This window comes from Pseudomonas sp. GW456-L13, assembly GCF_017350115.1.
GTDB classification, from domain to species: domain Bacteria; phylum Pseudomonadota; class Gammaproteobacteria; order Pseudomonadales; family Pseudomonadaceae; genus Aquipseudomonas; species Aquipseudomonas jessenii.
Window position 1 is genome coordinate 1,693,582 of the sequence record NZ_JACNAS010000001.1, and the last position, 19,618, is coordinate 1,713,199.

General features: G+C 61.4%; 21 protein-coding genes. 14 read left to right on the top strand and 7 right to left on the bottom strand.

Features of this window, described 5'->3' with window-relative positions:
- Position 1: 1 nt before the first annotated feature.
- The 5 genes from J4D25_RS07700 (at position 2) to J4D25_RS07720 (ending at position 3,750) form a co-directional block, all read left to right on the top strand.
- Positions 2–301, top strand: a complete 300-nt coding sequence (locus J4D25_RS07700; RefSeq protein ID WP_057715934.1) for a YciI family protein — start codon at positions 2–4, stop codon at positions 299–301.
- Between the two features lie 121 nt (positions 302–422).
- Complete coding sequence (locus tag J4D25_RS07705) at positions 423–836, top strand: hypothetical protein (protein ID WP_057715935.1); 414 nt, start codon at positions 423–425, stop codon at positions 834–836.
- Between the two features lie 7 nt (positions 837–843).
- Positions 844–1,521, top strand: a complete 678-nt coding sequence (locus J4D25_RS07710; protein WP_007975295.1) for a response regulator transcription factor — start codon at positions 844–846, stop codon at positions 1,519–1,521.
- 248 nt (positions 1,522–1,769) lie between these two features.
- Positions 1,770–2,219, top strand: a complete 450-nt coding sequence (locus J4D25_RS07715) for a Spy/CpxP family protein refolding chaperone (protein WP_057715936.1) — start codon at positions 1,770–1,772, stop codon at positions 2,217–2,219.
- Positions 2,220–2,406: 187 nt separating this feature from the next.
- Positions 2,407–3,750 (top strand): HAMP domain-containing sensor histidine kinase, encoded by a 1,344-nt coding sequence (locus tag J4D25_RS07720; protein WP_057715937.1) that lies wholly within the window; start codon positions 2,407–2,409, stop codon positions 3,748–3,750.
- A gap of 21 nt (positions 3,751–3,771) precedes the next feature.
- Here J4D25_RS07720 and J4D25_RS07725 read toward each other — a convergent pair whose 3' ends face one another.
- Positions 3,772–4,338 (bottom strand): NAD(P)H nitroreductase, encoded by a 567-nt coding sequence (locus J4D25_RS07725; protein WP_057715938.1) that lies wholly within the window; start codon positions 4,336–4,338, stop codon positions 3,772–3,774.
- 121 nt (positions 4,339–4,459) lie between these two features.
- Here J4D25_RS07725 and J4D25_RS07730 point away from each other — a divergent pair, with 121 nt between their 5' ends.
- Positions 4,460–5,914, top strand: a complete 1,455-nt coding sequence (locus tag J4D25_RS07730) for a TrkH family potassium uptake protein (RefSeq protein WP_057715939.1) — start codon at positions 4,460–4,462, stop codon at positions 5,912–5,914.
- On the opposite strand, the gene J4D25_RS07735 is transcribed toward J4D25_RS07730, so the two are convergent.
- Complete coding sequence (locus J4D25_RS07735) at positions 5,871–6,932, bottom strand: AraC family transcriptional regulator (RefSeq protein ID WP_079246791.1); 1,062 nt, start codon at positions 6,930–6,932, stop codon at positions 5,871–5,873. The genes J4D25_RS07730 and J4D25_RS07735 overlap by 44 nt on opposite strands.
- 159 nt (positions 6,933–7,091) lie before the next feature.
- Here J4D25_RS07735 and J4D25_RS07740 point away from each other — a divergent pair, with 159 nt between their 5' ends.
- Together J4D25_RS07740 and J4D25_RS07745 are read left to right on the top strand one after the other, a co-directional pair.
- The gene (locus J4D25_RS07740) at positions 7,092–7,403 is read left to right on the top strand and encodes a DUF962 domain-containing protein (protein WP_057715941.1); all 312 of its coding nucleotides are present in this window, start codon (positions 7,092–7,094) and stop codon (positions 7,401–7,403) included.
- Positions 7,404–7,430: 27 nt separating this feature from the next.
- A complete protein-coding gene (locus J4D25_RS07745) occupies positions 7,431–8,021 on the top strand; it encodes an HD domain-containing protein (RefSeq protein WP_057715942.1) in 591 nt (196 codons plus the stop codon).
- A gap of 147 nt (positions 8,022–8,168) precedes the next feature.
- On the opposite strand, the gene J4D25_RS07750 is transcribed toward J4D25_RS07745, so the two are convergent.
- Positions 8,169–8,984, bottom strand: coding sequence for a UDP-2,3-diacylglucosamine diphosphatase (locus J4D25_RS07750; RefSeq protein WP_057715943.1), 816 nt, complete (start codon positions 8,982–8,984; stop codon positions 8,169–8,171).
- A 134-nt stretch (positions 8,985–9,118) separates the two neighbouring features.
- On the opposite strand from J4D25_RS07750, the gene J4D25_RS07755 reads away from it, so the two are divergent.
- Positions 9,119–9,877 (top strand): AraC family transcriptional regulator, encoded by a 759-nt coding sequence (locus J4D25_RS07755; protein ID WP_057715944.1) that lies wholly within the window; start codon positions 9,119–9,121, stop codon positions 9,875–9,877.
- A gap of 77 nt (positions 9,878–9,954) precedes the next feature.
- Positions 9,955–10,848 carry a DMT family transporter gene (locus J4D25_RS07760; protein WP_057715945.1) on the top strand — a complete coding sequence of 298 codons (894 nt, stop codon included), beginning with the start codon at positions 9,955–9,957 and terminating at the stop codon, positions 10,846–10,848.
- Here J4D25_RS07760 and J4D25_RS07765 read toward each other — a convergent pair.
- From J4D25_RS07765 to recQ, 4 genes are all read right to left on the bottom strand, one after another.
- Positions 10,842–11,129, bottom strand: coding sequence for a SelT/SelW/SelH family protein (locus J4D25_RS07765; RefSeq protein ID WP_057715946.1), 288 nt, complete (start codon positions 11,127–11,129; stop codon positions 10,842–10,844). The genes J4D25_RS07760 and J4D25_RS07765 overlap by 7 nt on opposite strands.
- Positions 11,130–11,162: 33 nt before the next feature.
- Entirely contained in the window at positions 11,163–12,410 is a 1,248-nt protein-coding gene (locus J4D25_RS07770; RefSeq protein ID WP_057715947.1) for a FimV family protein, read from the bottom strand.
- Positions 12,411–12,537: 127 nt separating this feature from the next.
- The gene (locus J4D25_RS07775) at positions 12,538–12,972 is read right to left on the bottom strand and encodes a MarR family transcriptional regulator (protein WP_007984163.1); all 435 of its coding nucleotides are present in this window, start codon (positions 12,970–12,972) and stop codon (positions 12,538–12,540) included.
- Positions 12,973–13,091: 119 nt separating this feature from the next.
- Complete coding sequence (gene recQ / locus J4D25_RS07780) at positions 13,092–15,218, bottom strand: DNA helicase RecQ (RefSeq protein WP_057715948.1); 2,127 nt, start codon at positions 15,216–15,218, stop codon at positions 13,092–13,094.
- 427 nt (positions 15,219–15,645) lie between these two features.
- Between recQ and J4D25_RS07785 the strand changes: the two genes are divergently transcribed.
- The 4 genes from J4D25_RS07785 to lapD all read left to right on the top strand — a co-directional run bounded on the left by J4D25_RS07785 (position 15,646) and on the right by lapD (position 19,572).
- Positions 15,646–16,233 (top strand): YecA family protein, encoded by a 588-nt coding sequence (locus J4D25_RS07785; protein WP_057715949.1) that lies wholly within the window; start codon positions 15,646–15,648, stop codon positions 16,231–16,233.
- 10 nt (positions 16,234–16,243) lie between these two features.
- On the top strand, positions 16,244–16,639 hold the full coding sequence (locus J4D25_RS07790; protein WP_057715950.1) for a YbaN family protein: 396 nt from the start codon (positions 16,244–16,246) through the stop codon (positions 16,637–16,639).
- A 256-nt stretch (positions 16,640–16,895) separates the two neighbouring features.
- Entirely contained in the window at positions 16,896–17,603 is a 708-nt protein-coding gene (lapG, locus tag J4D25_RS07795) for a cysteine protease LapG (protein WP_057715951.1), read from the top strand.
- 22 nt (positions 17,604–17,625) lie between these two features.
- Positions 17,626–19,572 (top strand): cyclic di-GMP receptor LapD, encoded by a 1,947-nt coding sequence (gene lapD / locus J4D25_RS07800; RefSeq protein WP_057715952.1) that lies wholly within the window; start codon positions 17,626–17,628, stop codon positions 19,570–19,572.
- The last annotated feature ends 46 nt before the right edge of the window (positions 19,573–19,618 follow it).

Below are 19,618 nucleotides of genomic sequence, written 5' to 3' on the forward strand. Positions count from 1 at the left end.
CATGCTTTACGCAATCATTGCCACAGACGTCGCCAACTCCCTGGAAGCCCGCCTGGCCGCTCGGCCTGCACACCTCGAGCGCCTGCAAGTGCTCAAGGGCGAAGGTCGCATCGTACTGGCCGGCCCACATCCGGCGATCGACAGCAATGATCCGGGCGCGGCGGGTTTCACCGGCAGCCTGATCGTCGCCGAATTCGACTCCCTGAGCGCCGCCCAGGCCTGGGCCGACGCTGATCCGTACATCGCCGCAGGCGTCTACGCCAACGTTCTGGTGAAGCCGTTCAAGCAAGTCCTGCCGTAACTTTCTTCTCGCAATGCCCCACGCGGTGAACCATATCGGTTCATCGCGTTCTCAATCGCTCATTATTCTCGTTTGCCGGCCGACAACTTTCCCAATACTCGTATTGGAACCAGGAGTCGCCATGCGCAAGGGTCCGTTGTGCCTGATGTTGGTCACGTTGTCGATCGTGGCGCCCGCCCACGGTGAAGAAAACGCCGAGGGGGGCAACTCGACGCCGCTTTCCTTGAGCGCCGGAAGCCAGATCACCGAGCTGCAGCAACGCTTGAAAGAAAGCGAACGGCAACGGGAAGAACTGAACAAACAATTGCAAACTGCCGATGGCGAACGCGAAAGCCCGCTCCTAGCCCGGTTGCGCCAGGAGAACCAGCGTTTGAAGCTGCAACTCAAGGAAGCCCAGGCCAGCAGTCCGCTGCCGCGCCTGCTGACCGACCAGCAACAATGGTTCGTCATTGGCGCCGGGGTAGCGCTATTGGCTCTGCTCTGCGGTATCTTCGCCAGTGGAGCAAGTCGAAAACGTCGACAATGGCTAAATTGAGTGAGTCATGAGCGAGCTGTTACTTATTGATGATGACCAGGAGCTGTGTGAGCTCCTGAGCAGTTGGCTGAGCCAGGAAGGGTTTCAGGTTCGGGCCTGTCACGACGGCCAGAGCGCACGCCGCGCGCTGGCTGAAACCGCCCCGGCGGCCGTGGTGCTGGATGTGATGTTGCCCGATGGCAGCGGCCTGGAACTGCTCAAGCAGTTGCGCAGCGATCACCCGGATTTGCCCGTACTGATGCTCTCGGCCCGGGGCGAACCGCTGGACCGTATCCTCGGCCTGGAACTCGGCGCCGACGATTACCTGGCCAAGCCCTGCGACCCACGGGAACTGACCGCCCGCTTGCGCGCAGTCCTGCGCCGTAGCCACCCGGCGGCGGTGTCCAGCCAGTTGGAACTGGGCGACCTGTGTTTCAGCCCGGTGCGCGGCGTGGTCAGCATCGACGAACAGGAATTCACCCTCACCGTCTCCGAAAGCCGCCTGCTGGAAGCCTTGCTCAAGCAACCGGGCGAGCCCCTGGACAAACAGGAACTGGCGCAGATCGCCCTCGGCCGCAAGCTGACCCTGTACGACCGCAGCCTGGACATGCACGTCAGCAACCTGCGCAAGAAGATCGGCCCACACCCCGATGGCCGCCCGCGTATCGTCGCCCTGCGCAGCCGCGGTTACTACTACAGCCTGTAGGAGCAGCCGGTCGACGCTCGATTGCTCGCGATGGTCTCACAGTCAACGCGCTTTTCCAGACAGCACGCGTAATCGTTCAACTCCATCGCGAGCGAGCTCGCTCCTACAGTCAGGCACCTGGACGTTTTGTCAGGTCGGCGCAAAATCATCTTTACCCAAGCTTTACGTACCGCTGACCGTCGCTGACCTTGATCTGCGTAATCTGTACTCATCCGGAACGTACCGGGAACGAGACAAGGAGATACACCATGCGCAAGACTCTTATCGCTCTGATGTTCGCTGCTGCCCTGCCGACCGTTGCCATGGCCATGCCTGAAGGCACGGGCCCCATGGGTGGGTCGATGGACGGCTCGCGCCACGGCGGTCAGATGCACGGCATGCACGGCAAAGGCCCGTACAGTGAACTGGACCTGAGCCGCGAACAGCGCGAGCAGATCCGCAAGATCATGGGCGAGCAGATGCACGAGCGTAAGCAACTGGTCGACAAGTACCTGGAGAAACTCTCGCCAGCCGACCAGAAAGCCATGGAGGACGAGATGGCCGCCAACCACAAGAAAGCGGAAGCGGATGTGCGCGCCTTGCTGAAACCGGATCAACAGAAGAAATTCGACGAGATCCAGAAAAAACAGGCTGAACGTCGCGCCGAGTGGGCCGAGTTCAAGGCCTGGAAAGCGCAACAACCGCAAAAGGCGCAATAATGCGCTGACCCCGGACCCGACGGCTGAACACCGTTGGGTCTGATGCTTTTGATCTACTGTAGGAGCGAGCCTGCTCGCGATGGACGTCAACGATAACGCGCGGCATCAGGCAGCCCGTGTTATCTATGCGTTTTTCGCGAGCAAGCTCGCTCCTACATGGGATTCTGTGTTTGTTTGAGGATTTCCTGTGCGTTCATTGTTCTGGCGTATCCTGGCCAGCTTCTGGCTGGCCATCGCCCTGGTTGCAGGGCTTTCCATCCTGCTCGGGCACATGCTCAACCAGGACGCATGGATTCTCAGCCGCCACCCGGGCCTCAACACGCTGGCCGAAGAGTGGACGCAAACCTACGAAAGCCAGGGTGAAGACGCCGCCCAGGACATTCTCCAGCAACGCAAACGCCAGTATCACATCGACGTTCAGGTGCTTAACGAAAGCGGCGATCCGCTGGTGCGCGGCACTTTCCCCAAACGTGCGGCGGCCTTTGAGGCGCGCCAGAACAATGAGGACCGGCGCCTGCCGTGGCGGCGTCTGACCGATGAGTTCACCAGCGAAAAAACCGGTGACACCTACCTGTTCATCTACCGCATTGCACACCCGGAACTGGACGCCTGGCACCGCGAGAGCCTGCTCTGGCCGCTCAGTGCGCTGGGGATCGCCCTGGTGGTGCTGACCCTGTTCAGCCTGCTGGTGACCTTCTCCATCACTCGCCCGCTCAGCCGTCTGCGCGGCGCGGTGCATGACCTGGGACAAACCACGTATCAACAGAACAGCCTGGTCAAGCTGGCCAACCGTCGCGATGAGTTCGGCGTCCTGGCCAACGACTTCAACCGCATGGGCGCGCGCCTGCAAAGCCTGATTGGCAGTCAGCGGCAACTGCTGCGGGATGTGTCCCATGAACTGCGCTCGCCCCTCGCCCGCCTGCGTATCGCGCTGGCACTGGCCGAACGGGCCACCCCACAGGAACGGGAACAGCTGTGGCCGCGCCTGACCCGCGAGTGCGACCGCCTGGAAGCGCTGATCAGCGAAATCCTGGTACTGGCGCGGGTCGACTCCGATAACGCCAGTGCGGAAGAGGTGGACCTGAACGCCTTGCTCAATACCCTGCAAAAGGATGCGCAACTCGGTTCACCCGAGCAACTGGTCCACCTCGAAGCCGAATCGCAACTGAATCTGAAGGGCTGGCCGACCATGATCGAACGGGCCGTCGACAATCTGCTGCGCAACGCACAGCGTTTCAATCCGGTGGGTGGCCTACCGATCGAAATGCAGGCGCTGCGTCAGGGTGAGCGGATCGTCGTGACTGTGCGCGATCATGGGCCCGGGGTCAGTGCCGAATACATGAGCCAGCTCGGTGAGCCGTTCTATCGGGCGCCGGGGCAGACTGCGGCCGGACACGGCCTGGGCCTGGCCATCGCCCGGCGCGCGGCGGAGCGACATGGCGGCAGTCTGGTGCTGGCCAATCACCCGGAAGGCGGGTTCATTGCCAGCCTGGAATTGCCTCTCGTCCCAGGAGCAGTAGTGCAACCCTGACCCTGTGGGAGAATTACGGTGTCAGATCTTGCCAGGCCAGGCGCTGACGAATTCGGCCAGGTCGACTTTCTCGGCCACACGCGGTTCTTTCTGCGGTGTGCCCAGATACAGGAAAGCAATCACCTCTTCCCCTTCCGCCAGGCCCAAACCCTTGGCCACATGGGGCGAGTAAGCCAGGTCACCGGTACGCCACACCGCGCCAATGCCCTGCGCATACGCCGCCAGCAAAATCCCGTGGGCCGCACAGCCTGCCGCCAGCAATTGCTCGGACTTCGGATACTTGACGTGATCCTGCAACCGCGCAATCACCACCACCACCAGTGGTGCACGCAGTGGATTATTGCGCGCCTTGTCGATGGCCGCTTCGCCGACTTCGCTGTCTTGCAGTTTCGCCGCCTCGACCAGCAACTCGCCCATCTGCTCACGCGCCGCGCCTTCCACCGTCAGGAAACGCCAAGGCTGCAAGTGACCGTGATCCGGAGCGCGCATGGCGGCGCCAAACAGCACCTCGCGCTGCTCGGCAGTGGGTGCAGGGTCAATCAGTCGTGGAACGGAAACACGGTTGAGCAAAGCGTCGAGAGCCTGCATCGGCCACCTCCTGAAAAATTTGTGCGGCTATTCTAGCTGTAACTGTCGCAGCAGTGCCGGTTTACATGCCCTGCCCCGCAGGTAGAATGGCGCCCTTTCCACTATCAGCCGAGCGGACCTCATGGCGTTGCCGACCTTACGGATCATTGGTTTCATCATCGGCATCTTCCTGATCACGCTGGCGATCTCCATGGTCGTGCCCATGGCCACACTGGTCATTTTCGAGCGCACCAGCGATCTGCCATCGTTCCTCTGGGCCAGCATGATCACCTTTGTCGCCGGTTTGGCGCTGGTGATTCCAGGGCGCCCCGAACATGTTCACCTGCGCCCCCGGGACATGTACCTGCTGACCGTCAGCAGTTGGCTGGTGGTGTGCATCTTCGCCGCGCTGCCATTCCTGCTGACCCAGCACATCAGCTACACCGATTCATTCTTCGAAAGCATGTCCGGCATCACCGCCACTGGCGCAACCGTGCTCAACGGCCTGGACAACATGTCCCCCGGCATCCTGATGTGGCGCTCGTTGCTGCACTGGATCGGCGGCATCGGCTTCATCGGCATGGCGGTGGCGATCCTGCCGCTGTTGCGCATCGGCGGCATGCGGCTGTTCCAGACCGAATCGTCGGACCGCTCGGAAAAGGTCATGCCCCGCTCACACATGGTGGCGCGGCTGATCGTGGCGGCCTACGTCGGCATTACCATTGTCGGCAGCCTGGCGTTCTGGTGGGCCGGGATGAGCCCGTTCGACGCCATCAACCATGCGATGTCGGCCATTTCCACCGGCGGCTTCTCGACCTCCGACCAGTCTTTGGCCAAGTGGCCGCAACCGGCGGTGCATTGGGTAGCGATCGTCATCATGATTCTCGGTGCCCTGCCGTTCACCCTGTATGTGGCCACGTTGCGTGGAAACCGTCGGGCGCTGATCAAGGACGAACAGGTTCAAGGCCTGCTCGGCATGCTGCTGGTGACCTGGCTGGTGCTCGGCACCTGGTATTGGTGGACTACCCAGCTGCATTGGCTGGAGGCGTTGCGGCATGTGGCGCTGAACGTGACATCGGTGGTGACGACGACCGGTTTCGCGCTGGGGGACTACAGCCTCTGGGGCAATTTCTCGCTGATGCTGTTTTTCTACCTGGGGTTTATCGGCGGTTGTTCCGGCTCGACCGCGGGCGGGATCAAGATTTTCCGCTTCCAGGTGGCCTATATCCTGCTCAAGGCCAACCTTAACCAGCTGATTCACCCGCGGGCGGTGATCAAGCAGAAGTACAACGGTCACCGCCTCGACGAAGAAATCGTGCGGTCGATCCTGACCTTTTCGTTCTTCTTTGCAATCACCATCTGTGTGATCGCGCTGCTGCTGTCGCTGCTCGGCGTGGACTGGATGACCGCCCTCACCGGCGCGGCCAGTACCGTGTCCGGTGTCGGCCCGGGGCTCGGCGAAACCATCGGCCCGGCGGGCAACTTCGCCACCCTGCCGGATGCCGCCAAGTGGATTCTCTCGTTCGGCATGCTGCTGGGCCGGTTGGAGATCATTACGGTGTTTGTGCTGTGTATTCCGGCATTTTGGCGTCATTGACCGCATCAGGTGCTTGCATCAGCCGCATCCGGTACTCGCCGGGTGTGGCATCGAACCAGCGCCGGAAAGCACGGAAGAAGTTGCTCGGATCGGCAAACCCCAGCAAGTAGGCAATTTCCAGCAAGGTCATGTTCGGTCGTGCCAGGTACTGTTCGGCCAGTTCGCGCCGGGTATCGTCCAGCAGCGCCTGAAAACTCGTACCCTCTTCCTGCAAGCGCCGCTGCAAGGTGCGCTGGGACAGATGCAGCGTCTGCGCCACGGTATCGCGCTTGGGTTCGCCTTGGGGCAACAGGCGGCACAACACCTGCCGCGCCTTGTGGGTCACGCGGCTTTCGGAAAAACGCGCCAGGTACTCGCCGGCAAAGCGGTCATGCAGCAATGCCATGGCCTCGTTGGCCGTCGGCAGCGGCGCTTCCATATCGGCGGGTTCGAAAATCAGCGCATCGTAAGGCGCGTTGAACACCAGCGGTGCATGGAAAGCTTGTTTATAGGGTTCCAGATTGACCGGCTCGGTACCTTGCAACAACACTTTGCGCGGTTGCAACGTACGCCCGGTCAACCAGCCGCACAGCGCCAAGGCACAGGCCATTGAAGCTTCGGCGCTTTGCCGGGTCGGCGGCAGATGATCGCCATGCACGGTCAGAATCAGCCCGTAGCCTTCTTCCAGCAGCTGGAAACTCAGGTCGGCACTTTCGGCGATGATCCGCTGATAGCGCACCAGACGCTGAAAGCCTTCGGCCAGGGTCCGGCTGGACATCAAGGCGTAACCGGCCACATGAAACTGCGCCGGTCGCAGCACCTTGCCCATGTTCAGGCCGATGGCCGGGTTCCCGGACAGCTCGACCGCGCGTTGCCACAACCGGGTCATGGAATCTTGGGGGAAGCGTGCGTCCGGATCATCCAGTGCCGCGTAGTCGAGCCCCAACTGCTTGAACAGAGCCCGGCAATCCAGGCCGTCCATCTCCAGCGCTTTGACAATCCCCATCGCCCAGCTTGCAGAAGTCGTTCGTTCGCTCATGGCGTTTTCTTACATGGTGGCCGCATGCTACGGCTATTGACCGAAGGATACTAAAGTGGCGCCTATTGTCAGTGGCTGATGCCATTGATCACTCTAGACTCAAATAAGCTACCCGCAGAACAACTTGCAGCAAGAACAATAACCACAGAGATCGCTGTCGTGGAAAACGTCAAACGATTCAACAGCTTCGCTGAGTTCTATCCTTACTACCTCAGTGAGCACAGCAACAGCACCTGTCGCCGTTTACACTTTATCGGCACGACCCTGGTTATCTTGATTCTGACGCTGACCATTGGTCGCGGAGCCTGGATGCTGTTGTGGACCCTGCCGCTGGCAGGCTACAGCTTTGCCTGGGTCGGGCATTTCTTCTTCGAGAAGAACCGCCCGGCAACGTTCCAACACCCCTTCTATAGCCTGCTCGGCGATTTTGTCATGTACCGGGACATGGTTCTGGGGCGCGTTCCGTTCTAGCTGACTTGCGTCACAAGAGAGTTACCGATGAATGCCAATGCCCGCTTCACCCACATGAAGGACGGCACACAGGAAGACTGGGCGATCATCGCCGCGGACTTCAGTGCCTACGCGCGACAATTGCCGACAAGGATCGTGGCGCACCTGAAGTTGCTGGAGGGGGATTTTGGCGGGTTCCCGGTGGATCGCCTGACCCACTCCCTGCAAACCGCCACCCGCGCCTGGCGCGATGGTCGCGACGAGGAGTACGTGGTCTGCGCCCTGCTCCACGATATCGGCGACACCCTGGGCACCTACAATCACCCGGACATCGCGGCGGCGATCCTCAAGCCGTTCGTCAGCACCGAGAACTTGTGGATGGTGGAAAAGCACGGGATTTTCCAGGGCTACTACTTCTTCCATCACTTGGGTATGGATCGGCACTTGCGCGAGCAATTCAAGGACCATCCGCAGTACCAGGCGACCGTCGAGTTCTGCGCCAAATACGATGCGGCGGCGTTTGATCCGGCGTACGACACGCTGCCGTTGAGCTTTTTCGAGCCGATGATGGAGCGCCTGTTTGCGCACCCCAGGAATTCGATCTACAAGGCGGCGATGGAAGAACATTCGCCAGCCTGACAGATCCAGCGGGACCGCTTCGCGCTCCATTCGCGGGCAAGCCCGCTCCCACAATGGGCGAAGGTGAACGCAGCACTTGTGACCGCCAGTTAACCCTGTGGGAGCGGGCTTGCCCGCGAAGAGGCCAGTACAAACACCGAATGATTATCAGGCCAACTCCGCAACCCTGCCCGCCTTCATCTGTGCCTCGCGCGCCTGGGCATCCGCCAGGCGATACAACTCGATCGAGCCATCCCAGTGCTCGATCAGCGCGGTGCACGATTCCACCCAGTCGCCGCAATTGAGGTAGTCCACCTCGCCGACCTTGCGAATCTCGGCATGGTGAATGTGCCCGCACACCACTCCGTGCAGCTCGCGCTTGACGCATTCATGGGCGATGGCTTCTTCGAAGTCGCTGATGAAGCTGACCGCGGTTTTCACCTTGTGCTTGAGGTAGGCCGACAGCGACCAGTAGCCGTAGCCATATCGCGCGCGCCAATGATTGAGCCAGCGGTTGAGGGTCAGGGTGAATTCGTAGGCCGAGTCACCGAGAAACGCCAGCCAGCGATGGTAACGGGTGATCACATCGAACTGGTCGCCGTGTATCACCAGCAGGTGCCGGCCGTCGGCGGTGACGTGCACGGCTTCGTCGACCAACTGGATGTTGCCCAGGATCAGCTTCGAATAGCGGCGCAGGAATTCGTCGTGGTTGCCGGTGACGTAGATCACCTCGGTGCCACGCTTGCTCATGGTCAACAGGCGGCGGATGACGTTGGTGTGCGCTTGCGGCCAGTACATGCCGCCGCGCAGTTTCCAGCCGTCGATGATGTCGCCGACCAGGTAGATCTTGTCTGCGTGGTAGCTCTTGAGAAACTGCGACAGGTGTTCAGCCTGGCAATCCCGGGTGCCCAAATGCACGTCGGAAATCCATAAAGTCCGTACGCGTTGCTTACGGGTGGGTTTGGCGAGCTCGGCGCTGGTCATGGGCAACCCTCTGACAAGTTTTGCCAAGTCTGCCCCGGCCCGGTTAATGGTCCATGACAGCGTCAAGTCAGTCCTGTGACAGCGCTTGTTGGCCCGCTCGGTGTAGACTGACGCCCTGAACCGGGAGACCCGCGATGAGACCGATCCTCACGCTTCGCCAATACAGCCACGACCTGATCGTCCATAGCCACGAACACGCGCAACTGGTGTTCGGGCTCTCGGGCGCCCTGGATTTCGAGGTCGACGGCCGTGGCAGCCAGGTGGTACAGCAGAGTTTCGTGGTGGTGCCCTCCGGAGCGCATCACGCGTGTGGCAGCACCAATGGCAGCCGTTGCCTGGTGCTGGATGTCCCCAGCGAACAATGGGTTGCCCAGTCGTTGGGCGATCACGCCGAGTCCAGCCGTCGCCTGCTGGACAACGCCGGGCGCCTGCCCCTGGACGCCGGGCAAAGCCAATTGGTCAGTTGGCTGGCGAACAGTCCGGTCGATGATCCGCTGATCGCTCAACAAGGCGCGGTGCTTTTGCTGGCCAGTCTCAACAACGCCAGGCCCGAGGCCGTCGGCGGTCGGCGCCTGCCCTATGCGGCGCTGAACGCACACATCGATCAGTACGCGGCGTACCCGTTGCAAGTGGCCGACCTGGCCCGGGTCGCCGGTCTTTCCAGTGCCCGTTTGCATGCGCGGTTCGTGGCCGAATGCGGGCAGACGCCGATGGACTACATCCGCAGCCGACGCCTGCACATCGCGGTGGGCTTGCTGCGCAATTCGGCGTTGCCCATCGGCGAGATTGCCAGCCGCGTCGGCTACAGCTCCCAGAGTGCCTTCGCGGCGGCGGTGCTGCGCGAGTTCGGGGCATCCCCCGGAAAACTGCGGCGCGAGGCTGGCGACAAATAACGCGAGTTTGCCGACAGACTTGATGGGCCATTACGCGCTTCAATGAGGCCTCTGTTCGTTTGTCGTTAAGGATTGCAATGACTCCCCGTACCGCCCTTGGCGCCTTGCATATAGGCGCATTGATGTTCGGCCTGACCGGTGTGTTCGGCAAACTGGCCGCTGCGTCCCCGGCGATCATCGTTTTCGGCCGTGCCGCTTTCGCCGTGCTCGCGCTGGCGTTTTTTGCACGGTTCGCCAGCCAGACGCGCTGGCAGAAACTCGAGGCCATGGACTGGCGTCGGTTGTTGCTCAGCGGCTTGTTGCTGGCCGGACACTGGGTGAGCTTCTTCATTGCGGTAAAAGTCGCAGGCGTGGCGATTGCGACGCTCGGTTTCGCCAGTTTCCCGGCCTTTACCGTGATCCTCGAAGGATTGATCTTTCGCGAGCGCATTCGCGCCAATGAGATCGTGTTGGTGCTGCTGGTGAGTGTCGGCCTGGTGCTGGTCACGCCCGATTTTGACCTCGCCAGCGGCGCCACCACCGGCCTGCTGTGGGCCGTGGGTTCCGGATTGCTGTTCGCCCTGCTGTCACTGACCAACCGTGCCAGCTCCGGGCGAGTTCCGCCGGTACAGGCGGCACTGTGCCAGAACGTGGTGGTTGCCCTGTGCCTGCTGCCGGTGGCGGCGCCTCAATTGAGCGAAGTGCGCGCCATCGACTGGCTGTGGATCGGTCTGCTCGGTGTGTTCTGTACCGGTGTCGCCCACAGCCTGTTCGTCGCCAGCCTCGCGGTGATCAAGGCCCGCACTGCCGCCGTGGTGTTTGCCCTGGAGCCGGTCTACGGCATCACCGTCGCCTGGCTGCTGTTCAACGAAAACCCGACCCTGCGCATGTTGCTGGGGGGTGCGCTGATCATTGTGGCGATTGTGGTCTCCAGCCGATTCTCAAGTGGCACAAGCAAGAAAGCCATTGCAGCCGAGGCCACATCTCACTGAGTGCGGTCGTTGTGCCCCAGGTCGCGGTCCGGGTCGATCTGGTCGCGGACCCGCTGCTTGAGCACTTTGGCCTCGGGGAAGCCACCGTCCGCCTTGCGCTCCCAGATCTGCACGGCGTCACAGTAGATATGAAAGACCCCGCCGGTGCCTGGCACCAGGGAGACTTTGCCCAGGTCATCACCAAAGGTGCTGAGCAGTTCCTGGGCCAGCCAGGCCGCACGCAACAGCCATTGGCATTGCGTGCAGTAGGTGATGATGATTTCCGGTTTGTTGACGGTCATGGTGGGACCTGACTCCAGAGTTTGACGACGCCGCTATGATAGCCCGACCGGAGGCTGTCGAGACGGCGCAACGGGTTGCATCTCCAACTCGAACTCAGGCTCGATCATGGCCAGAGCCGCCGGCTGCGGGTTCCCGGTCAGGCTGATCACGTCCCAACTCGAAGCCATGGACAGCTCCTCCAGGTTGAGCCGGTACTCATCGTCAGTAGCGGATTCGCCGGATACCGCCAAACCCGGAACCACCGCCATGGCAACAGCAACCGGGACGGAATGATGGCTATCGACCCGCTCAAGCTCTTCGTTGGCCGGCACCCCGTCGCGATGCACAGTGGATGGTTGCATGACGGAGGGCCACATCACTGGCTCGGTAAAGAGCTCAGCCAGCGGTTCATGCTGCGACGGCAGCGCCTCTGACGCTGTGGCTTGATGCTGCTGGCGGCGAACAAACCAGCCCAGCGCCAGCAACGCTGTCAGCGCCGACAAACCGGCAATCGGCAGCCAGCCAATCCCGGGGGTTTCAGCAACAACAGGGGCTGGCGTCGCCACGTCGGAAGCAACCGGTTGGGCCTTTACCTTCTGGAGCTCCGCGAGTTGGGTTTGCAGCTCGGCCAAATGTTTTTTCTGGCCGGCGATCAGCTCATCCTGGCCTTGAAGCTTCGCGTTGAGCTCATCGACAGTGGTTTGCAACTGGTGGTTTTGCAGGGCGCTGGCGGCCAGTTGTTCGACAGCGGGATCAACCACTGCGGCGTCCGTTTCTGGCGTCGTCCTGGCCACGGGTGACGGCGCCACGACCGGTTTAACACGGGGGAATGCGGACACCGGGGAACCGGATGCCGCTTCATCAGCGGCGGGAACAACCCCAGGCGCACCCGGCGGATCGATCAGTAACGTGTACTCACGCAGCAATCGCCCATTAGGCTGATTGAGCTGCACGAGGAAATTCAGGAACGGCTCACTCACCGGTTTGTTGGAGGTCACCTGTATCACGCTGCGATTACCGCGCAACACCGGGGTGAACTTCAGGTTGCTGAGGAAAAACGCCCGGTCGACCCCGGCACGGCTGAACTCGTCTGCCGTTGCCAGGCTCACTGACAGCTGGTTTTCCTCCACGCCAGCAGCATCCACCAGTGCGATATCGGCACGCAGCGGTTGATTCAGCGCCGAATGCAGGGTGATTTCACCCAGGCCCAGCGCAGGTGCCCATGCCGAATAAGTGACCGCGGCCCCGGCCAGCAACCACAGAGAACCACCGCGTAAAACCAATCGCCAACACTTGAGCATGAGCATCCTTGAGATCTACAGAAACCATCCGCACGGGTTCGTACATCCGTTACGAACACGATATTGCCGAGTAGTTCTTATAGTCTGTCCAATGCGGTCTCTCAAAAACCTGGCGTTCGGTTATGCCTCAAGACTTTTCAAGGTTGCCCAGGATGTGCCCGTGAACCCGCATGCACACCTTCAAATCCGCCTCATCGACGCCTTCGAACAGTTCGTGACGCAGTTGCGTGGCAATGGTTTCAATTTGTTCGATCAGGGGACGCGCTGGCGCGCAGAGCACGATTTTCTTCGCCCGACGGTCTTCCAGCACTGCCTGGCGTTGCACCAGGCCCTGGCTTTCCAGGCTGTCGAGTAAACGGGCCAGGGTCGGACCTTCGACGCCGACGCTTTGTGCCAGCTCACGCTGGGTCGGTGCTTCTTCGAAACGGGCCAGGTGCAGCAGCACCAGCCAGCGTGCCTGGGACAAGCCCATGCCCGCCAGTCGGCGGTCCAGTTCGGCACGCCAGCCACGGGACATCTGGGCCAATTGCATGCCAAAGCGGTGTTGATCGGTTAACGGCATAAAACACTCATGATTAGACTGAAATAAATAAAAACTAATTATTAGTCAGCTAAGCATGAGCCTCGACTTGAGGCAAGGCTTGATCTGTAGTGAATCGTTACATCAGCACTACGGATGTCTCAAATCTCGAACTCCGACTGCAAGGCAGCGCGAACGCAGTACAACACCCCTTCCGGCACCCGGCCCGCGAACAGCGCGGCGATCTCGGAAACCGGCGGCAACTCGCCTTCGCCGTCGAGGAAGGCGTCCTGGACTTCACCCATCAGGTCTTCAGGCAGATCCAGCGCCTGCTCCAACGACAACTGCTGCTTGCCGATCGCTTCGGCCAGCATGGTGTAGACGTTCTTTTCCGAGCACTGCAATTGACCGGCGATCTGCACCGGCGTCATCCCGGCCCGCGCCAGCGTGATCAGTTCGTGACGTACGTCGGCCACCGGTTTCGGCGCCTCGACCTGGCCGCCGAGCACTTCGAGGAAGGCCTCGCCGTAACGCTCCAGCTTGCGCGCGCCGACACCACTGACCGTGGCCATTTCCGCCAGCGAGGTCGGCTGGCTGCGCAGCATCTCCAGCAAGGTCGAGTCGGGGAAGATGACATACGGCGGCACGCCATGTTCTTCGGCGAGCTTGCGACGCAGGGCGCGCAAGGCTTCCCATTGTTCGCGCTCCTCGCCACGGACCAGCTGGCTCGCCTGGCTCTTGCTGCTTTTCGCCACGGTTTGCGCCTTGAGATCGCGGCGCAGTTCCAGGGTCACTTCACCCTTAAGCAGCGGCCGGCAGCTGTCGCTCAGGCGCAGGCCACCGTAGCCTTCGAGGTCGATGTCCGCCAGACCACGGGCCACCAGTTGGCGGAACAACGAGCGCCATTCGCCCTCCGCCATCGTCTTGCCAACACCATACACCGACAGGTGCTGATGGCCGAAGCTGCGGACCTTCTCGTTGTCCTTGCCCAGCAATACATCCACCAGGTGCCCGACGCCGTAGCGCTGACCGGTGCGGTAGATCGCCGACAGCGCCTGACGCGCAGGCTCCGTGGCATCCCAGGTCTGCACGCCGTCGACGCAGTTGTCGCAATGACCGCAGGGCTCGGGCATGTCTTCGTCGAAGTAGGCCAGCAGCGTTTGTCGACGGCAGCGGGTTTCTTCACAGAGCGAGAGCATGGCGTCGAGCTTGTGCTGCTCCAGACGCTTGTGGCGTTCGTCGCCTTCGGAGTTCTGCAGCATCTGCTTGAGCATCACCACGTCTTGCAGGCCGTAGGCCATCCAGGCATCCGCCGGCAGACCGTCACGGCCACCACGACCGGTTTCCTGGTAATAGGCCTCAAGGGATTTCGGCAAATCGAGGTGCGCGACAAAACGCACGTTGGGCTTGTCGATGCCCATGCCGAACGCCACCGTCGCGACCATGATCAGGCCTTCCTCATTGAGGAAGCGCTTCTGATGGTAGGCCCGCAGATCATTGGGTAGCCCGGCGTGGTACGGCAACGCCGGGAAGCCTTGCTCGCTGAGGAACGCGGCGACTTCCTCGACTTTCTTGCGCGACAGGCAATACACGATGCCCGCATCGCTACGGCGCTCGGCGAGGAACGCCAGCAACTGCTTGCGCGGCTGTTCCTTGGGCACGATGCGATAAAAGATGTTCGGCCGGTCGAAGCTCGACAGGAAGCGCTCGGCGTCTTGCAGGTGCAGCCGGGTGACGATTTCTTCCCGGGTGCGCTTGTCGGCCGTGGCGGTCAGGGCGATGCGCGGCACGTCGGGGAACATTTCCGCCAACTGGCCCAGTTGCAGGTATTCCGGGCGGAAATCGTGACCCCATTGCGACACGCAGTGCGCTTCGTCGATGGCGAACAGGGAGATGTCCAGGCCCTGCAGGAAGGACAACATACGCGGCTGGACCAGGCGTTCCGGCGCCAGATAGAGCATTTTCACTTCACCGCGGCGGATACGGGCGGCGAGGTCGCGTTGCTGCTCGGCACTGAGGGTGGAGTTCAACGCGGCGGCGGCCACGCCCAGTTCTTCGAGGGTAGCGACCTGATCGTCCATCAGTGCGATCAGCGGCGAGACCACCACGGCCAGGCCTTCGCGCAACAGCGCCGGAACCTGGAAGCACAGGGACTTGCCGCCGCCGGTAGGCATCAGGACCAGGGCATCGCCGCCGCTGGCCACGCGCTCAATGATTGCACCCTGGCGGCCACGGAAACTGTCGTAGCCGAAGATGTCCTTGAGGACGCGTTGAGCCTGTTCGAGCATAAAAACTCCAAAAATCACCGAAACATCCCTGCAAGGCTGGTTCAGAACCCGCGACGCTGCACCGATAAATCGTAAGTGCGCATTGCATGACGCTTCACATTTCAGCCGTGACGCCAGCAGGGCATCACAAAACGCGCGAGTATACCCGAGCCCCGTCCGGCAAAGGGCACCGCTGAGAAGACACCGACAAACCCGATGTACATAAAAACTGTGGGAGCGAGCTTGCTCGCGATGAGGCCATCACAGTCAACATTGATTTCGCCTGAACCACCGCTATCGCGAGCAAGCTCGCTCCCACAGGGGTAGCGCTTGACCGAACTGCAAGGGAAGCAGCTCCCACAAACGGGCAAATATGCCGTGCGGCTGGCCCAAGTGCTCAAGAAGGCCTAGAATTCCCGCATCGAACATTCCCCAAGGTAGTCCTTTAATGTCCTTCGCTGAGCAACTAACCCGCCTGCAAGTCTTCCTCGACGCTGATGAACTGCATGACGAGGCGCTGGACTACGTGGCCGCCCACGGCTACCTCACCGCGCTGTCGATCTGTTCCGAAGTCGTTCCTGATCGTGAGTGGATCGATGCACTTTTCGCCGAGGAGCCGCATTACAGCAGCGAAGCCCAGCGCGAAGAGATCGAAGCCACCCTGATCGGCCTCAAGGCCCACATCGCTCGCCAGCTGGCCTCCGATGAAGAATTCGAACTGCCATGCGACCTGGACCTGGGCGACGAGCCGGACGATTCCGACCTGCGCGGCTGGTGCATCGGCTTCATGGAAGGCGTATTCCTGCGCGAAGCGGCCTGGTTCGAAAGCGCCGAAGACGAAGTCAGCGAAATGCTGCTGCCGATCATGGTCGGTTCGGGCCTGTTCGACGAGCAGCCGGAGTTCGAAGACATCGCCAAAGATGCCAACCTGATGGACGACATGATCGTACAGATCCCGGAGGCCCTGACCGCGCTGTACCTGCTGTGCAACGCGCCAGACGAAAAACCGGCGATTCTCAAGCCCCGCCACCACTAAGGTTCTGCCTATGGACAACCCCATAGGCAACCGCCCCCTGATGTTGCGCTACGTGCTGCTGGCCATCGGCTGGCTAAGCGTGGCGCTGGGGGTGATCGGGATTTTCCTGCCGGTATTGCCCACCACCCCTTTCCTGCTGCTGGCGGCCGCCTGCTTCGCCCGCAGTTCGCCGCGCTTTTATCAATGGCTGGTCGAGCATCCACGGCTTGGCCCGTGGATTCGCGATTACCTCAACGGCAACGGCATTCCGCTCAAGGGCAAGGTCTACGCCATTGGCCTGATGTGGCCGAGTATCCTGTTCTCCTGCTACCTGGTGCCGCTGTACTGGGCACGGTGTTTCATGCTGACTAGTGCGGTGCTGGTGACGATTTACATCCTCAAGCAGAAAACCCTGCGCAAATCCTGAAATTTCCCGCGACCATTGTGGCGAGGGGGCTTGCCCCCGTTGGGTTGCGCAGCAGCCCTAAAGCCATTCACCGCAGATCACCAGATAGATCGCGCTCACAGGTTCACGGCGGCTTCGCCACCGAACGGGGCGGTGCGGCGTTCCGACAAGCCCCCTCGCCACAAAAAACTCAGTGAGCGTCCTTCGGCCGACGACCTGCCCTGCCCCGGCAAAAACTCCACCTAAACTTCACAAACCTACACTCGAGCAGCCAGACATGGCCCGCAGACTGCGTAGTCCAGGATGGCCAACGCTCCGACTTCGGCTCGGCGGCTGGTTGCTGCTGGCTGGTTTGGTACTGACTGTATGCAACGGGCTCCGGGCCGACTGGGATTTCGCGCAGATCCTGCAAACCGTTGAAAAACGCTACGGCCCCCTTGGACCGGCGCGAGGTCGGATCGAGGCCTGGAGTCAAATGCTGCAAAGTGCACGCGGCGCCCCCGAACGCGAGCAGCTCAACGCGGTGAACCGCTTCTTCGATCAACAGCTGAACTTCCAGGACGACACGCGCATCTGGCAACAGACCGATTACTGGGCCACGCCCGTCGAAGCCCTGATCAAGGGCGCCGCCGATTGCGAGGACTATGCTCTGGCGAAGTATTTCAGCCTGCGCCGGCTTGGTATTCCCAGCGAAAAACTGCGCATCACCTACGTCAAGGCCTTGAGCCAGAACCAGGCGCACATGGTGTTGACGTTCTACAGCACCCCCACAAGCGAACCACTGGTGCTGGACAACCTGATCGGCGATATCCGCCCCGCCTCCCAACGCAAAGACTTGCTGCCGGTGTACGCCTTCAATGCCGAAGGCCTGTACCTGCCGGGTAAAAACGGCGGCCAGCGCAGCAGCGACTCGAAAAAGCTGTCGCGCTGGCAGGACGTGTTGAAAAAGATGCAGGCCGAAGGGTTCGACATCGGCGACGGCTAACCGCCTTGGCAAGGAGCGAAGCATGACACTGCGTAAACAGTTGTTCCTGGCAATCTGCCTGTTCCTGCTGGTGGCGTTCAGCGGCAGTTTTTTTGCCAGCCTGGAAAGCTCCCGCGAACAAACGCTCAGCCAACTGCGCGCCCACGCCCAGGACGCGGCCACCGCGCTGGGGCTGTCGCTGACGGCACAGGTCGATGACCCGGCAATGATGGAACTGATGGTCAGTTCGATTTTCGACAGCGGCTATTTCAGCAGCATCCGCGTCATCAGGCTCAAGGATCAGCAAACCCTGGTGCAACGCTCCGCACCGACAAAAATCGACGGTGTGCCTGACTGGTTCGTCAACCTGGTCGACCTGCGCCCGGAAGGCGGCGACGCCCTGATCATGCGCGGCTGGGAACAACTGGCACGGGTCGAAGTGCTGAGCAATCCGCAATTCGCCCTGGCCAAGCTCTGGGAAAGCACCCTTGGCAGCCTGATCTGGCTGCTACTGTGCGGGCTGTTCAGCGCCGTGATTGGAGGATGGATGCTGCGCCGGCAATTTCGCCCACTCGACAGCATGGTCCGACAAGCCGAGGCCATCAGCAAACGCGAGTTTCTCAGTCTGCCGAAACTGCCGCGCACACCGGAATTGAAACGGGTCGTGCTGGCGATGAACCAGATGGTCGAGAAGCTCAAGGCGCTGTTCGTCGAGGAGGCTGCACGCAGCGAAAAACTGCGGGCCGAATCCTATCTGGACAGCCTCACCGGCCTGGCCAACCGACGCCTGCTCGACGAGCAACTGGCCGACCATTTACGCGTGTGCGAACAGAGCCGTGACGGCCATTTGCTGATGTTGCGAATCAACGACCTGAACGGCCTCAACCAGCGCCTGGGTGGCCAACGGACTGATGCGCTGATCACTGCCGTCGGCGAATTGCTCAAGCGCCTGACTCAATTGCCGGAGCGTCGAACCTGGCTGGCGGCGCGCAACCGTGGCGGCGAATTCAGCCTGCTGACACCGGGTCTGGATGCTGAAAGTGCCGCGCGCCTGGCCGCCGATGTCAGCGTCAGCCTGGAGAACCTGCGCCTGACCGGCGCCAGCGATTGCATGCCGGTCGCCCATCTGGGCGTTGTCGCCTACCGCCCCGGTGAGCCGATCAGCACCGTTCTCCTGCGCCTTGATCAGGCGCTGACGGAGTCCCGGCAGCATCCCGAACGCCCCTGGGTTCATTTGAGCCATCGTGACACGGCACCCAATCACTCCCAGCACGACTGGCGCACCTGGATCGACGACGCCCTGACCCATGGCAAAGTGCAGCTGTACTTTCAGCCCGTCGTGCAATGCGCCGACACCCGCCAGATGCTGCATCACAAAGTACTCGCACGCCTGCTCGACCCGCAGGGCGAAGCGATTGCCGCAGGGCATTTCCTGCCGTGGATCGAGCGTCTCGGCTGGTCGGGACGGTTCGACCTGGCGATGCTCGAAGCCACGCTGGACGAGCTGGTGGTCAACCGCAGCCCCTTGGCATTGAGCCTGTCCGGGAGCACCCTGCGCGACCCGGTGCAATGGCGAACAATTCTCGACCTGCTCGAATCCCTTCCCGAACTGGCGCCGCTGTTGACCCTGGAAATCGACGAGCGCCAGTTGCCATCCCCCGAAGTGCTGCAGAACCTTTGCAGCACATTGCTCAAGACCGGTTATCGAGTCGGCCTGCAACACTTTGGCGGGCGCTTCAGCCAGATCGGCAACCTGACCCAATTGGGCTTGGCGTACCTGAAAATCGATGGAGCCTACATTCGCAACATCGACGAGCAGCCTGACAAACGGCTGTTCATCGACGCGATCTTTCGCGCGACCCACAGCATAGATTTGCCGCTGATTGCGGAAATGGTCGAGACACGTGGGGAACTGGAGGTCATCAGTGAGTTGGGAATATTCGGGGCCATGGGTCGATTGATCGGGGCGCCCAGGTTTTCTAACCACTGACCGGGCATCGACCATTGTCCCGGGCAACAAAGAACCCGCCTCCCCT

Coding starts and splice junctions, on each gene's coding strand:
- J4D25_RS07715 (WP_057715936.1), top strand. CDS start 1,770: ATGCGCAAGACTCTTATCGCTCTGATGTTCGCTGCTGCCCTGCCGACC.
- lapG (WP_057715951.1), top strand. CDS start 16,896: ATGGCCCGCAGACTGCGTAGTCCAGGATGGCCAACGCTCCGACTTCGG.
- lapD (WP_057715952.1), top strand. CDS start 17,626: ATGACACTGCGTAAACAGTTGTTCCTGGCAATCTGCCTGTTCCTGCTG.
- J4D25_RS07785 (WP_057715949.1), top strand. CDS start 15,646: ATGTCCTTCGCTGAGCAACTAACCCGCCTGCAAGTCTTCCTCGACGCT.
- J4D25_RS07705 (WP_057715935.1), top strand. CDS start 423: ATGCGCAAGGGTCCGTTGTGCCTGATGTTGGTCACGTTGTCGATCGTG.
- recQ (WP_057715948.1), bottom strand. CDS start 15,218: ATGCTCGAACAGGCTCAACGCGTCCTCAAGGACATCTTCGGCTACGAC.
- J4D25_RS07765 (WP_057715946.1), bottom strand. CDS start 11,129: ATGACCGTCAACAAACCGGAAATCATCATCACCTACTGCACGCAATGC.
- J4D25_RS07700 (WP_057715934.1), top strand. CDS start 2: ATGCTTTACGCAATCATTGCCACAGACGTCGCCAACTCCCTGGAAGCC.
- J4D25_RS07710 (WP_007975295.1), top strand. CDS start 844: ATGAGCGAGCTGTTACTTATTGATGATGACCAGGAGCTGTGTGAGCTC.
- J4D25_RS07725 (WP_057715938.1), bottom strand. CDS start 4,338: ATGCAGGCTCTCGACGCTTTGCTCAACCGTGTTTCCGTTCCACGACTG.
- J4D25_RS07790 (WP_057715950.1), top strand. CDS start 16,244: ATGGACAACCCCATAGGCAACCGCCCCCTGATGTTGCGCTACGTGCTG.
- J4D25_RS07735 (WP_079246791.1), bottom strand. CDS start 6,932: ATGAGCGAACGAACGACTTCTGCAAGCTGGGCGATGGGGATTGTCAAA.
- J4D25_RS07760 (WP_057715945.1), top strand. CDS start 9,955: ATGACTCCCCGTACCGCCCTTGGCGCCTTGCATATAGGCGCATTGATG.
- J4D25_RS07730 (WP_057715939.1), top strand. CDS start 4,460: ATGGCGTTGCCGACCTTACGGATCATTGGTTTCATCATCGGCATCTTC.
- J4D25_RS07755 (WP_057715944.1), top strand. CDS start 9,119: ATGAGACCGATCCTCACGCTTCGCCAATACAGCCACGACCTGATCGTC.
- J4D25_RS07750 (WP_057715943.1), bottom strand. CDS start 8,984: ATGACCAGCGCCGAGCTCGCCAAACCCACCCGTAAGCAACGCGTACGG.
- J4D25_RS07775 (WP_007984163.1), bottom strand. CDS start 12,972: ATGCCGTTAACCGATCAACACCGCTTTGGCATGCAATTGGCCCAGATG.
- J4D25_RS07770 (WP_057715947.1), bottom strand. CDS start 12,410: ATGCTCAAGTGTTGGCGATTGGTTTTACGCGGTGGTTCTCTGTGGTTG.
- J4D25_RS07745 (WP_057715942.1), top strand. CDS start 7,431: ATGAATGCCAATGCCCGCTTCACCCACATGAAGGACGGCACACAGGAA.